The 15,593-nt window shown below is 68.7% G+C and carries 14 protein-coding genes; 8 read left to right on the forward strand and 6 right to left on the reverse strand.

Going from position 1 to position 15,593, the window contains the following annotated elements; translation table 11 throughout:
• Positions 1-41 precede the first annotated feature (41 nt).
• From K8O92_19665 to K8O92_19675, 3 genes are read left to right on the forward strand one after another with little or no spacing between them, the layout of a single operon-like run.
• A complete protein-coding gene (locus tag K8O92_19665) occupies positions 42-611 on the forward strand; it encodes a hypothetical protein (protein UAK35822.1) in 570 nt (189 codons plus the stop codon).
• 42 nt (positions 612-653) lie between these two features.
• Positions 654-2,486 (forward strand): TraM recognition domain-containing protein, encoded by a 1,833-nt coding sequence (locus tag K8O92_19670; protein ID UAK30164.1) that lies wholly within the window; start codon positions 654-656, stop codon positions 2,484-2,486.
• A 20-nt stretch (positions 2,487-2,506) separates the two neighbouring features.
• On the forward strand, positions 2,507-2,869 hold the full coding sequence (locus K8O92_19675; GenBank protein ID UAK35823.1) for a DUF4913 domain-containing protein: 363 nt from the start codon (positions 2,507-2,509) through the stop codon (positions 2,867-2,869).
• Between the two features lie 81 nt (positions 2,870-2,950).
• Here the strand turns inward: K8O92_19675 and K8O92_19680 are convergent, their stop codons facing one another.
• Both K8O92_19680 and K8O92_19685 read right to left on the reverse strand, forming a co-directional pair.
• Positions 2,951-3,499, reverse strand: a complete 549-nt coding sequence (locus tag K8O92_19680) for a hypothetical protein (GenBank protein ID UAK30165.1) — start codon at positions 3,497-3,499, stop codon at positions 2,951-2,953.
• Positions 3,500-3,908: 409 nt separating this feature from the next.
• The gene (locus tag K8O92_19685) at positions 3,909-4,787 is read right to left on the reverse strand and encodes a peptidylprolyl isomerase (GenBank protein ID UAK30166.1); all 879 of its coding nucleotides are present in this window, start codon (positions 4,785-4,787) and stop codon (positions 3,909-3,911) included.
• A gap of 139 nt (positions 4,788-4,926) precedes the next feature.
• Between K8O92_19685 and hisS the strand changes: the two genes are divergently transcribed.
• From hisS to K8O92_19700, 3 genes are all read left to right on the forward strand, one after another.
• The gene (hisS, locus tag K8O92_19690; GenBank protein UAK30167.1) at positions 4,927-6,198 is read left to right on the forward strand and encodes a histidine--tRNA ligase; all 1,272 of its coding nucleotides are present in this window, start codon (positions 4,927-4,929) and stop codon (positions 6,196-6,198) included.
• Positions 6,199-6,350: 152 nt separating this feature from the next.
• Complete coding sequence (locus K8O92_19695; GenBank protein ID UAK30168.1) at positions 6,351-6,998, forward strand: hypothetical protein; 648 nt, start codon at positions 6,351-6,353, stop codon at positions 6,996-6,998.
• A gap of 175 nt (positions 6,999-7,173) precedes the next feature.
• Positions 7,174-8,178 (forward strand): malate dehydrogenase, encoded by a 1,005-nt coding sequence (locus K8O92_19700; protein ID UAK30169.1) that lies wholly within the window; start codon positions 7,174-7,176, stop codon positions 8,176-8,178.
• A 24-nt stretch (positions 8,179-8,202) separates the two neighbouring features.
• Here the strand turns inward: K8O92_19700 and K8O92_19705 are convergent, their stop codons facing one another.
• From K8O92_19705 to K8O92_19720, 4 genes are all read right to left on the reverse strand, one after another.
• The gene (locus tag K8O92_19705; GenBank protein UAK30170.1) at positions 8,203-9,282 is read right to left on the reverse strand and encodes a 2-oxoacid:ferredoxin oxidoreductase subunit beta; all 1,080 of its coding nucleotides are present in this window, start codon (positions 9,280-9,282) and stop codon (positions 8,203-8,205) included.
• Positions 9,279-11,210, reverse strand: a complete 1,932-nt coding sequence (locus K8O92_19710; GenBank protein UAK30171.1) for a 2-oxoacid:acceptor oxidoreductase subunit alpha — start codon at positions 11,208-11,210, stop codon at positions 9,279-9,281. Before K8O92_19710 ends, K8O92_19705 begins: the two co-directional genes overlap by 4 nt.
• Before the next feature lie 109 nt (positions 11,211-11,319).
• Entirely contained in the window at positions 11,320-12,336 is a 1,017-nt protein-coding gene (locus K8O92_19715) for an Rv2578c family radical SAM protein (GenBank protein UAK30172.1), read from the reverse strand.
• A 31-nt stretch (positions 12,337-12,367) separates the two neighbouring features.
• Positions 12,368-13,372, reverse strand: coding sequence for an NAD-dependent epimerase/dehydratase family protein (locus tag K8O92_19720; protein ID UAK30173.1), 1,005 nt, complete (start codon positions 13,370-13,372; stop codon positions 12,368-12,370).
• A 211-nt stretch (positions 13,373-13,583) separates the two neighbouring features.
• Between K8O92_19720 and K8O92_19725 the strand changes: the two genes are divergently transcribed.
• On the forward strand, positions 13,584-13,913 hold the full coding sequence (locus K8O92_19725; GenBank protein UAK30174.1) for an ESX-1 secretion-associated protein: 330 nt from the start codon (positions 13,584-13,586) through the stop codon (positions 13,911-13,913).
• Positions 13,910-15,529 carry a hypothetical protein gene (locus K8O92_19730; protein ID UAK30175.1) on the forward strand — a complete coding sequence of 540 codons (1,620 nt, stop codon included), beginning with the start codon at positions 13,910-13,912 and terminating at the stop codon, positions 15,527-15,529. Before K8O92_19725 ends, K8O92_19730 begins: the two co-directional genes overlap by 4 nt.
• Positions 15,530-15,593: the final 64 nt, after the last annotated feature.

Here is a 15,593-nt window from a genome sequence, read left to right on the forward strand (position 1 = left end):
GGTCCGAACACGCGGCGGCGGGACTGCCGCGCCGCCCCGGTATGCGGCTAGCCTGGATGGATAGAGCAAGTGCACGCGCGAAACTGGTGGTGATGCTGGTGGTGAGCGTCGCGGTGCTGAGCGCGGCCTGTGGCGGCGTGGACGCGGGATCCGATGCGGCGCGCCCCGCTACGTCCACACCCCGGTTGCTGGAAGGCGTGCCCGCCCCCGACCCTGTGACGCCCGACGGCGTCGCGGTCGCGGCGCTGCGGGAGATCTACAGCTGGCAGCCCGCCACGGAGAGCCAAGGCACCTCGCTGGGCCGGGCTCGGAAGTTTCTCGGCCCCAGCCTGATTCGTATGCTGGATGCGGCGCCGACCGCGGTGGAGACGCCGAAGTCGACGCTGCAATGGGCGGATTGGGCGAGGGAAGGGGCGCGCGTGGAGGCGTTCACGTTCGCGTCAGGGGAGAAGGCGCCGACTCTCAGCGACCCGAACGTCCAGCAGTTCAAGATCGGGATCGAGCAGACCGTCGTCTATCCGGACGGGCGCAAGGAGCCGCTGCCGCCCGCGACGGTGATCGCCACCGTCGTGCGCACACCCGATGGCTGGCGGCTCGACGCATTCCGCTGACCACCCGCTTTCCGTACCGGACGGCCGACCCAGGAGGCACACATGGCGAAGAAGAAAAAGGTGACGGATCCGGCCGTGCCCGGACCCGATGTCAGCCTGCTACTGACCTACGCCGGCTTCGCGATCTTCGGAACCCTCTGGCTCGCGCTGCATCTGGGCAACCTGCTGGCAGGCAGCCCGCAGAAGGTCCCGTTCAACCCGATCGCCATCGCGGCCGATCTGGCACGGGGCAAGCTGCAATGGCCGGGCGCGGCCACCGCGATCATACTGCTGGTGATCCTGAGCGTGATCGCCTATCTGGTGATCCGCAAGCGGTTGCAGAAGCACCGGACGAAGGGCAGGCTGCCGGTCGACGACAAGGCCGACGTGATGGGCAACGGCGGCGCGATCTCGATGCTCACCGAGGCGGGTGTCCGGGAGAAGGCCCAGCAGCTCGGCGTGAAACTCGGCTACGACGATCTTCCCGGCGTGCCGATCGGTATCGGTGTGGCCGACGGGGTGATGCTCTACGGCTCCTATGAGGATCTGCATCTGGACATCTGGGGTCCCCGTCAGGGCAAGTCGACATCCCGCGTGATCCCGGCGATCCTCACCGCGATCGGCCCGGTACTGGCCACCTCGAACAAACGCGACGTGGTCGACGCCACCCGAGACGTCCGCGAGGCCAAGGGAAGTCCCACCTTCGTCTTCGATCCGCAGGGTGTCGCGGGCGAAGAGCCGACCTGGTTCTGGGATCCGCTGTCCTGGGTTGATGCCAAGCGCGAGGGCTGTGAAATGCGCGCGGCGCGCTTGGCGGGGCACTTCGCCGACGGCGACGACGGCCGCGACACCAAGACCGACGCGTTCTTCGATCCCGAGGCCGAGGACCTGCTGGCCGGACTGTTCCTCGCCGCCGCGGTCGGCGATCGCAACGGCAGCAGGCCGATCGTGCAGGTGTGGGAATGGGTGACCAACCCGCAGGACACCGAGCCCATCGAACTCCTGCGCGCCGCCCGCCATCACTACACGGCCTCGGGTCTGTCCTCGCAGTACAACACCGACCCGCGGACGCGCAGCGGCATCTTCGGCACCGCCAAGAAGATGATCCGCTGCCTGAAGTTGTCGAACGTGCATCCGTGGATCACCCGCGGCGGCGACCGCAGGGAATTCGACGAGCTGGAGTTCCTGGACAACAACGGAACGCTCTACAGCCTGTCGCTGGAAGGCCGCGGGTCGGCCGCCCCCCTGGTGAGCGCGCTCACCGAGGCGGTAGTGGACGTGGCGATGCGGAAGGCGTCGCAGTCGGCCGGTGGGCGACTGGCGATCCCGATGCTCGCGGTGCTCGACGAGGCCGCGAACGTGGTGCGCTGGAAGGATCTGCCCAAGCAGTACAGCCACTTCGGCTCGCGCGGCATCGTGGTGATGACGGTGCTGCAGTCCTGGGCGCAGGGCGCGCGCTGCTGGGGCGAGAGCGGCATGAACGCGCTGTGGTCGGCGGCGAACATCAAGGTGCTCGGCAGCGGCGTGGACGACACCAAGTTCCTGCAGGAACGTTCGGACGTGCTCGGCGATTACGACGCGATCTCGCAGTCGGTCTCCGAATCCAAGGGGGGCAAGAGCTACTCGCGTTCGCTCAGCTCGTCCAAGACGTTCTCGGTCAACGGTTTGGCGACGCTGCCGCGCGGCCGGGCCATCCTGTTCCCCTCCGGTGCGCCACCGGTGCTCATCCGGACCGTGCCGTGGTGGGAGGGTGAGTACGCTGCCGACGTGAAGAAGTCCATCTCGCGTCACGATCCGCAGCGCAAGACGGAGATCACGGACCTGGGCTCGCCGTCGCTGACCAAGTCGACGCCGCCGCAGGAACAGGGACAAGTCGAGGAGGTTCGGCCGCTGTGACCGAGCAGCAGCAACAACCGATGATCTACGCGAGCGTGGTGGAGTTCGTCGAGAACTATCTCAGCCTGGTCTACCGGCGGCAGGTCACCGATCTCAGTGACACGGTGTGGTGCCCGGAGTGGTGGCAGCATGCCGAGGCGATCGCCCGCCTGGACGCACTGTGGCGGGCCTGGGAGCACTACCGGCTGGACGGGCGGACCGGATTGAGCGTCTGGTTCCTGGATCACGCGGACCCGCACATGTCGAAGCTGTTCGACCCCAAGGGGCCGTTCAAGTACTGCAGTGTGCGCAACGGTCACAAGGACATGCTCAGCCCGCTGCCCCTGAAGTCGCCGCAGCACGGCATGTTCGGTGATCCCACAGTGGGTGACTTCCGCACGTGAATTGCTGTGCTACAGCGGTTCTCGCGAGAGTCCCGGAACGACGAACGCCCGCCGGAATCCGGCGGGCGTTTGTTCGTGCGGCTACCTCGTGCGTTCCAGGCCGCGGGATTCCTGTTCCCTCGCCCTGGTGACCGACGGCGCCTCGTCGGGGCGGCCGCGTACGGCTTCGCCCGGCGGTTGCGCCTGCCCTACTTCGATCAGCATCCGTACTGCCGCGAGTTCCGGCGCCACACCCATTTTGGCGAGATGGGCGGCGATCGCCATCCGCCGTTCCGCGGAATCGTATTGCATAGCAGGCTTGGCGGTGGCGGCGGCATTGGCCGCCATCCGTCCTGCCTCGGCCTGCGCGGAGAAGCGGTCCTTCTCCAAAGACACACCCTTTTCCGCGAGCGGCTTCTCGATCAGCCTGGCCAGCTCGGTATTGCGCGGGTCCTTGGCCTTCGCGTCCCTGGCTTCACGGAGCTGCAATTCCTTGGCCTCTTTGATACGGGCCTCGGTGAGCTTGGCGCGCGCTTCGGCTTCCTTCTGACCACGCTCGCGGGTCCGCAAGGCGACGAGCGTCGCAAGCTGCAACATTGTCCTCATCATGGCCGCGGTTTCCCGGCCGATGTCGTCCAGTTCCTCGGACATGGCTGCTCCCCGATGCTGCAGTGATCACTATGGATGATTGTGGTGCTTCGTTACGGACGCCGCCACGCGAACTGTAGTCCCGTGCAGCGGGTCCCGCCTGCAAACGTGGACACCCGGAGCGCTCGCGGCGCGGCACTCCCAGGGCGGGATCACCCGGCCGAGGGGGTACTGCGCTGCGGGAACTCCTTGTTTCGAGATTACCCGACAAAGGTCGGCACAATCGAACGAGCGTGCTGCTTTATCAGCATATATCGCACATTTCCGGCGTGTCTGCGGGCGCGCCGGATGATCTTCGAACTGAGGGCACCCTATCCGAAGAAAGGTTCGACTATCCTTGCTCCGGCCGGACGGGGCCGGATATGGCTCGGGCCCGCGGCCGGAGATCGGCGGCGGGCCCGGGCGCTGCGGCTCAGCGGTCGATGCGAACCGACTGGATCGTGACCGGCTGCTTCGGCTTCCCATCGCCGGGACCGTTGGAATCGTCCTGGCCCAGCTCGGCGATCTTGTCCAGGGTGCCCAGGCTGTTGTCGTCCACCGTGCCGAAAATCGTGTACTGCGGCGGGAGCTGCGAATCGGAGTACACGATGAAGAACTGGCTGCCGTTGGTTCCGGGGCCCGCGTTGGCCATGGCCAGTACGCCGCGCTTGTACGCGATCGGCTCGGAGGTCGCCGCCGGATCGGTTGGAGCGTACTGATCGGTCGGGTATTCGTTGTCGAATTCGTAACCGGGCCCGCCCATCCCGGTGCCGGTGGGGTCGCCGCACTGCAAGACCTTCAGACCCTCGCCCGCGGTCATCCGGTGACAGCTGGTGCCGTCGAAGTAATTCTGTGCCGCCAGGCTGACAAAGCTGTTCACCGTGCACGGCGACTCGGCGTTGTTCAGGGTCAGGCCGATCGGGCCCTGGCTGGTCTCCACGCTGACGCTGACCTTCGCGTCGACGCCGGTGGTCGGGATGCCGTCGGCTTTCGGCTTGGTGGCCTGCTTGTCCGCGGGCTTGGCGCTGTCGCGGTAGGCGCAGTCGACCGTCGCGGGTTTGGCCTTCGCGGCGGGCGGCGCGGCCGCGGTGGGGGCGCTGGACAGCGAGGGGTCGGCGGCGTCGGAACTGCCGCTGTCCTCGCTGCGGGTCAGGAAATACACCCCGGTCACGGCGGCGACCACGACGACGACACCGAGCACCGATCCGGCGATGGTGAGTTGCTTGCGCCTGCGCGCCCGCTCGGCCCGGTTGGCGAGCTGACGTTCCAGCTTGCGTTTCGCCGCTGCTCGTCGCTGTTCGTTGCTCGGCACTACCACGTTCCTCCCGTATCCGGTTACATCGGGTAAGAGTGTGCCATTTCTTCCTGAGACTGCTCCGCAACCTTCCCTCAGGGGCGGTTCGGCGAACCGGTTGGACTTGCGGGGGCGTAGTGGTGGAAACTGGAGCATCGTGACCAAGACCAGCAGCTTTTCCGCCCCGAAGGGGGTACCGGACTACGTGCCACCCGGCTCGGCCGAGTTCGTCGCGGTGCGCGACGGTCTGCTCCGCGCCGCCCGACTGGCCGGGTACGGGCATATCGAGCTGCCGGTTTTCGAGGACACCGGCCTGTTCGCTCGTGGTGTCGGCGAGTCCACCGACGTGGTCACCAAGGAGATGTACACCTTCCCCGACCGCGGCGACCGCAGCGTCACCCTGCGTCCCGAGGGGACCGCGGGCGTGATGCGGGCGGTCATCGAGCACGGCCTCGACCGCGGGCAGCTGCCGGTGAAGTTGTGCTACGCCGGTCCCTTCTTCCGCTACGAGCGGCCGCAGGCCGGCCGGTACCGGCAATTGCAGCAGGTCGGCATCGAGGCGATCGGCGTCGACGATCCGGCGTTGGACGCCGAGGTGATCGCCATCGCCGATGCCGGGTTCCGCGGGCTCGGACTCGACGGGTTCCGGCTCGAGATCACCTCGCTCGGCGACGAGACATGCCGTCCGCAGTACCGCGAACTGCTGCAGGACTTCCTGTTCGGGCTGCCGCTGGACGAGGAGACCAAGCGGCGCGCCCAGCTCAACCCCCTGCGCGTGCTGGACGACAAGCGACCCGAGGTGCGTGCGATGACCGCGGACGCGCCGCTGATGATCGATCACCTGTCGGAGTCGGCCAAGGCGCACTTCGAGCAGGTGCTCGGCCACCTGGAAGCGCTGGGTGTGCCGTACGTGGTGAACCCGCGCATGGTGCGCGGCCTGGACTACTACACCAAGACCACGTTCGAGTTCGTGCACGACGGTCTGGGCGCGCAATCCGGCATCGGCGGCGGCGGCCGCTACGACGGTCTCATGGCCGAACTCGGCGGACAGCCGCTGTCGGGTATCGGGTTCGGCCTCGGCGTCGACCGCACCATGCTGGCGTTGGCGGCCGAGGGCAAGTCGGCGGGCAACCCGGCGCGCTGCGAGGTCTTCGGCGTGCCGTTGGGCGACGCCGCCAAGCAGCGGCTGGTCGTGGTGGCCGCGCAGTTGCGCGCGGCGGGCGTCCGAGTCGATCTCGCCTATGGCGGGCGCGGCGTGAAGGGCGCGATGAAGGCGGCCGACCGCTCCGGGGCGAAGTTCACGCTCGTGCTCGGTGATCGCGATCTCGCGGACAACACGATCGGGCTCAAGGACATGGCCACCGGTGACCAGCGGCAGATTCCGCTGCCCGAGGCGGTCGGCGTGATCCGGGAGTCGCTGGCCGGGTAGCGGCGCGGCGGCTGCGCGTGCCGTCGGGTATCGCGGCACAACCGCCGCGCGCACGGAACTGTGCGTCGAATCCGTCGCAGGACGGGTGGTGGGCGCGGTAGCGTGACCGGCGCGCACACCACCGGCGGCCGGAGTCGCGAGAGGGCGGAGCAGTGTCCACGAATTCTGATGACCAGCGGGCGGTCGCGCCGGTGGGGCTCGATCTGGTCGCGCCCGAGTTGTACGCGCCGATGCTGCGCCGCCTCGCGCTGGCCGCGGCGGGCATCGGGCTCGGCGCGGCGCTGCTGGCCGCGACCGTGGTGAGCTGGCCGATCGCGGTGGCCGTCGGCATCGTCGTCGGCGCGCCCACCGTCCTGTACGCCCTCGCGCTGCGCCGACGGCGGATGTGGTTGACCGGCACGCGGATTCACGCCCGCAGGCTGTTCGGCGAACGACAGGTGGAGATCTCGGCGGCGACCGGAGTCGAGATCCTGGTGTATCCGGCGCGGTTGAGCCGGATCGCCCTTCGGGTCACCGCGGGGGAGGTGTCGCAGGTCGTTCCGCTGGCCATGTACACCGACGCGGGCAGCGGCCGCGAACTGCATCTGCTCGGCCTGCGCAGGCTCGCGGACGCGCTCGCCGCGAGTCGGTTGGCTGCGGCGGTGGCCGTTTCGGAGATGTTGGTGCACCAACTGCGCGCCGAGGCGCGCGACGCCGGGCTGGAGGAACGGCCGCTCTACCGCGCCGTGCGGCTGGCGCGGGCAAAGGACGTGGTGTCGCCGATCGTTCTGACCGACACCGAGGTCGCCACGCTCGGCTGACCTCCGTGCCGCTGTGCCTCGTAGCGTGGACGCTCGTATCTGCTCCGGGCCGCTCCTCCTCCCCGAGCTCGGTACCGGGTCGCGGCGGGTGTCGTATGGCTCACCGTGGGCATCGAGAGGCGGTGAGTGTGGTTAGGGTGGGCAGCGAGAGTCCGCCGACCGCAAGGAGTTCGTCGTGAGCACCGCCGCTGGGACCGTGACCGTCACCGTGACCGGAGCCGCGGGCCAGATCGCCTACGGCATGCTGTTCCGGATCGCCTCCGGCGCGATGCTCGGCCCGGACACGCCCGTGCGTCTGCGGCTACTGGAAGTCCCGGCCGCCGTGGCGTCACTGGAGGGCGTCGCGATGGAGCTGGAAGACGGCGCGTTCCCATTGCTGAAGTCCATCGACTTCAGCGACGACCCATGGATCGGCTTCGCGGGCGCCGACATCGCCCTGCTCGTCGGCGCCCGGCCGCGCACCGCCGGAATGGAACGCTCGGATCTGCTCGCCGCCAACGGCGCGATCTTCACCGAGCAGGGCGCCGCGATCAACGCCAGCGCCGCGGACGACGTGAAGGTGCTCGTGATCGGCAACCCGGCCAACACCAACGCCTTCATCGCCATGAGCAACGCGCCCGACGTGCCCGCCGAGCGTTTCACCGCCATGACGCGTCTGGACCACAACCGCGCCATCGCGCAACTGGCCAAGAAGACCGGTGCGGCCGCCGCCGACATCGCACGAGTCGCGATCTGGGGCAACCACTCCGCGACGCAGTATCCGGATATCGCGCACGCCACCGTAGCGGGCCGTCGCGCCCTCGACCTCGTCGGCGATCCCGCGTGGCTGACCGAGGACTTCGTGCCCACCGTTCAGCAGCGTGGCACCGCCATCATCCAGGCCCGCGGCGCGTCGTCGGCGGCCAGTGCGGCCAGCGCCGCGATCGATCACATCCACGACTGGGTACGCGGCACCCGGGACGGCGACTGGGTCTCCATGGCCGTTCCCTCGGACGGCTCCTACGGCGTGCCCGAAGGGCTGATCAGCTCGTTCCCGGTCACGTGCGCGAACGGCGAGTACACGATCGTGCCCGATCTGGCCATCGACGACCTTGCCCGTCCCCGGATCGACGCCTCGGTCGCCGAGCTGGAGCAGGAACGCGACGCCGTCGTCGAGTTCGGCTTCGCCAAGCGCGGCTGACCCGCTGCACGCGCACCCGGCCGGTTATCCGACCGTCCAGGTCTCGCGCCCGGTGAGCAGGGACTGGAGCGTGTCGGGACCGATGGGGCTCTTTTCCCGGGCCGTGTCGGTCTGGTAGCGCACCGCGTCGTCGTAGGTCGGCCGCGAGACGCTGCGGAAGATGCCGGTGACGACGTGCTCGAGCCCTTGGTCGGACAGGCGCGAGAGCGCGTACGCGTATTCCGGGTCGTCGGCGTAGGCGTCGTGCACGACGATGTCGGACTCCGCGACGCTGTCGGTGCGGGCCACCGCGAGCCCGAAACCCTTTCGTATGACCGCGAATTCGCCCTCCGTGCCGAAACGGATCGGCTCGGCGTGCCGCAGGGGGATCAGATGGTCCGCGGCGTTCTCCCGGCGCAGCACGTCGAAGGAGCCGTCGTTGAAGATCGGGCAGTCCTGCAGGATCTCCACGAACGACGTGCCGCGGTGCTCCGCGGCGGCGCGCAGTACCTCGGTGAGTCCCGCGCGATCGGAATCCAGCGCGCGGGCGGCGAAGGTCGCCTCGGCCCCCAGCGCCACCGAAAGGGTGTTGAACGGATGGTCCACCGAGCCCATCGGGGTCGACTTGGTGACCTTGCCCTGCTCCGAGGTCGGTGAGTACTGCCCCTTGGTCAAGCCGTAGATCCGGTTGTTGAACAGCAGGATCGTCATATTCACGTTACGGCGCAACGCGTGGATCAGGTGGTTGCCGCCGATGGACAACGCGTCGCCGTCACCGGTCACCACCCAGACCGACAAGTCGGGCCTGCTGACCGCCAAACCGGTCGCGATGGCGGGCGCACGACCGTGGATGGAGTGGATGCCGTAGGCCTCCAAGTAGTACGGGAAGCGGCTCGAGCAGCCGATCCCGGACACGAACATCAGATTCTCCCTGCGCAATCCGAGTTCGGCGAGGAAGCCGCGCACCGTCGCCAGGATCACGTAGTCGCCGCAGCCCGGGCACCAGCGCACCTCCTGATCGGAGGTGTAGTCCTTCACCTTCTGCGGTCGGTCCGCGGACGGCACCCCGGACACTCCGGTCAGTCCCAGATCGGTGCCGACCAGCGAGGTCTCCACGATGGTCATGCGTTACCCCCAGCCGTGTGGTACGTGGCCCGCGCCCGTGCGGCGAAGACCTTGTTCTGTTCCATCTCCGTGATCGACCCGTCCAGTGCCGCGTCGATGACTCCGACCAGTTCCTGGGCGGAGAACGCGGTGCCCGCGATCTTCGTCCACGGCCGCACGTCGACCAGGTACCTGGCGCGCAACAGTGTGGCCAGCTGCCCGCCGTTCATCTCCGGCGCGACCACGACGCGGTAGCGGCGCAGCACGTCACCGAGGTTGGCGGGCAACGGATTCAGGTGACGCAGATGTGCCTGGGCCACCGGAACCCCGCGACGCCGCGCGCGCCTGCACGCCTCACCGATCGGACCGTAGGAGCTGCCCCAGCCGATCAACAGCAGCTCGGCGCCGCCGTCCGGATCGTCGACCACGAGGTCGGGCACATCGATGCCGTCGATCTTGGCCTGCCGCAGGCGGACCATGAGTTCGTGGTTGGCCGGGTCGTAGGAGATGTTGCCGCTGCCGTCGGCCTTCTCCAGACCGCCGATGCGGTGGGCGCGCCCCTTCGTGCCCGGGACGGCGAGCGGGCGCGCGAGTGTGTCGGGATCGCGCGCGTACGGCTGGAAGGGGTCGGCGTCCTCGCCTTCCGGTTCGAATGCGGGGTCGATCGGTTCCAGATCCGTGACCTGGGGAATGGACCAGGGCTCGGAGCCGTTGGCGATCGCGCCGTCGGACAGCAGCAGCACCGGCGTGCGGTAGGTGAGTGCGATCCGCGCGGCTTCCACCGCGGTGGCGAAGCAGTCGGCGGGGGAGCGCGGCGCGAGCACCGCCACGGGCGATTCGCCGTTGCGGCCGTAGAGCGCCTGCAACAGGTCCGCCTGCTCGGTCTTGGTCGGCAGGCCGGTGGACGGTCCGCCGCGTTGGACATCGATCACGACCAGCGGCAGCTCCGTCATCACGGCCAGGCCGATGGTCTCGCTCTTGAGCGCGAGTCCGGGACCGGAGGTACTGGTGACGCCGAGCGCGCCGCCGAGCGAAGCGCCCAGCGCCGCGCCGATTCCGGCGATCTCGTCCTCGGCTTGAAAAGTGGTGACGTCGAAGTTCTTGTGCTTGCTCAGTTCGTGCAAGATGTCCGAGGCCGGCGTGATGGGGTAGGTGCCGAGGAAGACCGGCAGCCCCGCGAGCTGACCGGCGGTGATCAGGCCGTAGGCGAGCGCGGTGTTGCCGGTGATCTGGCGGTAGGTGCCCGGCGGCAGCTTCGCGGGCGCGATCTCGTAGGTCGTGGCGAAGCTCTCGGTGGTCTCGCCGTAGTTCCAACCCGCACGGAACGCCAGGATGTTGGCCTCGGCGATGTCCGGTTTGGTCGCGAACTTCTCCCTCATGAACTGCTCGGTGCCGCCGATCGGTCGCCCGTACATCCAGGACAGCAGGCCGAGGGCGAACATGTTCTTCGCGCGCTGGGCGTCCTTCTTGCCGACTCCGGTCGATTCGGTGGCGCCGAGGGTGAGCGAGGTCATCGGGACGCGGTGGACCACGAAATCCGACAGCGTGTCGTCGGCCAGTGGATCGGCGGGGTAGCCGACCTTGGCGAGGGCCCGCTTGGTGAACTCGTCGGTATTGACGATGACGGTGGCGCCGCGCGGGAGATCCTCCAGGTTCGCCTTCAGCGCGGCGGGGTTCATCGCGACCAGCACGTCGGGCTGGTCGCCCGCGGTGAGGATGTCGTAGTCGGCGATCTGGATCTGGAAGGACGAGACGCCCGGCAGGGTGCCCTGTGGCGCTCTGATCTCGGCCGGGAAGTTGGGCTGGGTGGCCAGGTCGTTACCGAAGGCGGCGGCCTCGTGGGTGAAGCGATCGCCCGTCAGCTGCATTCCGTCGCCGGAATCCCCGGCGAACCGAATGACGACCTTTTCCAATTTCGCTGTGCCGACATCTTTTTGGTGTGAAACCATATGCCTGCTTCACTTCCTCGTCGCTGAGAGGTGCCATCGCCAAACTACTCCGTCGAATGCGGTACGCGCCCCGAAGTGCGAGGACCGGCGAGATTCGGCGAGGATGGCGTCAGGCGAACAATGCCAGCTGCGCGTCGGTCGTGTGCGCGGTTTCGGGTCGTGTCTCCGGTTCGGGTTGCCTGCGCGCCGTCAAACCGTGCTCCGCCAGCAGCGGAGCGACTCGCGCGCGCAGCCAGGCGGAGTACTCCGGCGTGACGTAGGCGCCGCCGCGGTAGAGCCGGCGGTACCGGCGCAGCAACGCCGGATGGTGCTCGGCCAGCCAGGACAGGAACCAGCCCCTGGTGCTGCCGCGCAGATGCATGGGGAACGCGACGGCGGATTCGGCTCCCGCCTCGGCGATCGCGCCGAAGATCGCGTCCAGATGTGCCCGGCCGTCGGTGAGGCAGGGAATGACCGGCGCGACCAAGACGTTCACGGCGAACCCCGCGTCGGTGAGGGCCCGCACCAGCTCCAGGCGAGCACGCGGGGACGGCGTGCCGGGTTCCAGGCTCTGGTGCAGATCCTGATCGAGGATCGCGATGGACACCGCGAGGCTCACCCGCACCTCGCGCGCGGCCGACGCGAGCAACGGCAGGTCCCGGCGCAACAGCGTGCCCTTGGTGAGGATGGAGAAAGGGGTTCCGGACTCGGCCAGCGCGACGATGATGCCCGGCATCAGTCGATACCGGCCCTCGGCGCGCTGATAGGGATCGGTGTTGGTGCCGAGCGCGACCGGTTCGCGGCGCCAGGACCGCCTGCCGAGTTCCTTGCGCAGCACCGCGGCGACGTTCGTCTTCACCACGATCTGCGAGTCGAAATCCCGGCCGGCGTCCAGATCCAGGTACTCGTGCGTGCCGCGTGCGAAACAGTAGCGGCACGCGTGGGAGCAACCGCGCATCGGATTGACGGTCCACTGGAAGGGCACGTTCGCGCCCTCGGGCACCCGGTTCAGCGCGCTCTTGCACAGCACTTCATGGAAAGTGATGCCCTCGAACTCGGGCGTCCGCACGGTGCGCACCAGACCCGCCCGGGACAACCCGGGCAGCGCGCCGTCCTCGGCGTCCAGGGTCTGGTTCTGCCACCGCACCCCCTCAGTCGAACATGTGTTCTATCAGCTGTCAAGCGATTCGGCGGGTGTCGGATGGGGTGATCCGGATGGGCTCGCCGAAGAAGGCGACCAGGTCGCGGACGGTCTCGTCGAGCGGGCGCGGCCGGTAGCCCAGTTCGCGTTCGGCCTTGGCGTGGTCGACGACGGGTGCGGAGATCAGGGCGCCGAGCGCGGCCTTGGAGACGATGTCGGAGTTGAACAACTTGCCGATCGGCGCCAGCACGGGGATGACGCCGGACACGAGCTTGGGGGAGATGGTGAACTTCGGCCCGCGCTTGCCGCCGTGGGTCGCCGCGATACGGCACAGTTCGAGCATCGAGATCATCGATCCGCCGAGCAGGTAGTTCTCCCCGGTGCGGCCGCGTTCCCCGGCCAGGATCAGGCCCTCGGCCACGTCGCGGACATCCACCAGGTCGAATCCGCCGCCGATCATGGCGGGTATGCGCCCGAGCGCCGCGTCCTTGAGCGTCCGGTTGATGCGCGACAGCGGCTTGCCGTGGTCGAGCGGGCCGAAGACGCCGGTGGGGTTGCACAGCACGGCGTCCAGGCCTCGGTCGATCACCTTGCGCAATTCCACCTCGCCCGCCCACTTCGACCGGTCGTAGACCGGCAGCGTGGGGTCGGTCGATCGCGGAGCGCTCTCGTCGATCCGCCCGCCGCAGCTGTACTGGTTGAACGCGTGGATCGAGCTGGCGTGCACCATCCGGCGCGCGCCGACCGCCAGCGCCGCCTCGGCGACCACGCGCACGCCCTCGGTGTTCACCCGCCAGGCGAGATCGTTCTTCTCGGCCAGGGTGATCACCGCGACCAGGTGGTAGACCAGCTCGGCGCCCTCCAGCGCGGCGCGCATGGATGCCGGGTCGAGCACGTCGCCCCGCACCCAGGTGACGCCGGGCGTCGCCGTCTCGGCGGGGATCGCCCGATCGATGGCGGTGACCTGGTGGCCGCGCTCGATGAGGAGGCGGAGCAGATTCGTGCCAAGGTAGCCGGCTGCGCCGGTCACTGCGACCTTCATGGGACAGAGAATATAGAACTTGTTCTAATTTGCAACACGTTCCAGTTTCGTTCCGATTGCCCTGCCGTGCGGCGCGTTCGGGCTCGAAACATGCCGGTACGGTCCGCTATATTGAGCGCAACCGTAGCGGCTCTAGCCGATTCGGCAGGAGCCCGGCGGATCACGACAAGTTCAAGACGCAGCTCTGTACGACGATTTGGGGGGCAACTCGATGAGTGATCTCTCGGTAGAGACCGAGGCGGTCCGGGCGTTCGCCGCGACGAACGCGGGCATCGCCGGTGATCTCGCGGGGGCGGGCAATTTCGACGCGGTGAAGAACGTTTCCGCGCTCGTCCCGGTATTCGGCTTGATCGGGGCGGACTACCTGGCGATGTTCGCCGCGGCACAAGTGTTGCAGGCCAAGGACATCAACGATCTGTCGGCCAAGTACGCCAAGCTCTCGGACTCGGCCTTCAGCGCCGCGGCGGCCTACGACGCCGCCGACTGGTCCAACGCCGGCGCGCTCGGCTCGATCACGGGCCAGATCGGGGGCGCGGTATGAGACCGCTGGAGAGTGGCGTCATCGCGCCGGAGGACGACGCCGTCGCGCACGCGGCCGAGCAGAACGTCGCCATCGGCCAGCAGACGGTCTTGGACGCGCTGCAGCAGTCGCCGGCCCAGGCGGTGCTCGACCTTCCGCTGCCCCAATTGCCCGAAGACCTGCCGCCCATCGAGCCGCCTGCCTTCGTGCTGTCGCGCAAGATTTCCGAGGAGCAGCATTCGGCGGGCGCCGTGCCTGCCGGTCTGCCCGGACTGAACGGCGCACCGGGCGCACAGGACGTGCCCGGCGTGCCGCACGAGGCGTCGGCGCTGCTCGGCGACATGAACACAGCGGTCGGCCACGTAGCGACGCCGGTGGTGGAGGCGGCGCTCGATCAGGCGCACGGCGTGCTGAACGGCTCGCTCGCCGACGCGCCGAGCGCCGTCGCGAGCACGGTGAATCAGGCGGCGACCGCGGCCGGGGCGCTGCCCCCCTTGCCCGCCGACCCGGTCGCCGCGCTGATGCAGGGCGTCGCGCTGCCCGCGCTGCCCGGCGTGGACGTGCTGATGAAGCCGATCCTGGACCTGCTCGGCAGCTTCGGCACCGGTGTCATCGGCGCGCTCGATCCGACCGCGATCCTCAGCCAGTCCTCCAAGATCATCGAGATGGCCATGCAGGTGGGCAAGGGAAGCATGGGCACCGTCGAGCAGTTGTGGCAGAGCCAGGCCGCCCGCAATGCCCAGGCCGCGAGCCAGCAGGCGAACGTGGAGGGGCAGGAGACCAGCCAGCGGGGCCTCGACATCTCCGAGATCACCCAGCGTGCGGCCGCGGTGGTCCAGCAGGGCAACGCCCAGCTGCTCGGCATCGCGTCCTCATTCGCCACCCAGGCGACCGCGCTCGCGCCGGTGATCCTGACCCCGCCCGCGCAGGCGACGCTGATCGCCTCGGCCACCGAACACCTCGGCCATGCCGTCGGGGTGGTCAACGCCACCCGTGGGGACCTGGCGGGCAAGACCGCCGAACTCAGTGGCATGGTGCAGCAGTTGGTCGCGCCGGGCGGCGGGCCAGCCCCGCAGGAGGTCGCGCAGGCGTTGGCGCAGAACGTCGGCCAGCCCATCCTGGAGCAGGCGCAGTCGACCGCGTCGGACACCGCGACCAAGGCGGCGGGCCTGGACTCCTACACGCCAGGGACGTCGAATCCCACGACCACGCCGTCGTCGGTGCTCAATTCGCACAGCCCCGGTACCAGCCATGGCACGCCGAGCGCGCTTCTCGGCAGCAGCCCAGGTCGGCCCGGAAGTCCGAGCACACCCTCGGTGCCCAAGCCCGGCGGCCTGCCCGGCGCCACGGCTGCTCCGATTCGCCCGGTCGGCGGTGTGCCCGGCACTACTGCATTCGGTACCGGCACACCCGGCAGCACCACCCCGGCGGGATCGAACAGCTTCATGGGCGGTCCGGCCGCCGCGGCGGGGCAGCGCAGCAACGACGAGGAACATTCGCGCAACGTGCAGCCGTACCTGAGCCCGACCGGCAACGACGATCTCACCGGCCCCCTGGGCGAGTCCACCCCCGACGTCATCGGCGCGACGCACTCCGACGAGATCATCAGTTCGGACTACGAGCAGGACCAGTTCTGACGGATGTTTCGCGCCGCACCCGGCCTGAACGGTTCACCGTCGTTCGGGCCGAGTGCAAAGCGAA

Source organism: Nocardia asteroides, from assembly GCA_019930625.1.
Lineage (GTDB): Bacteria > Actinomycetota > Actinomycetes > Mycobacteriales > Mycobacteriaceae > Nocardia > Nocardia sputi.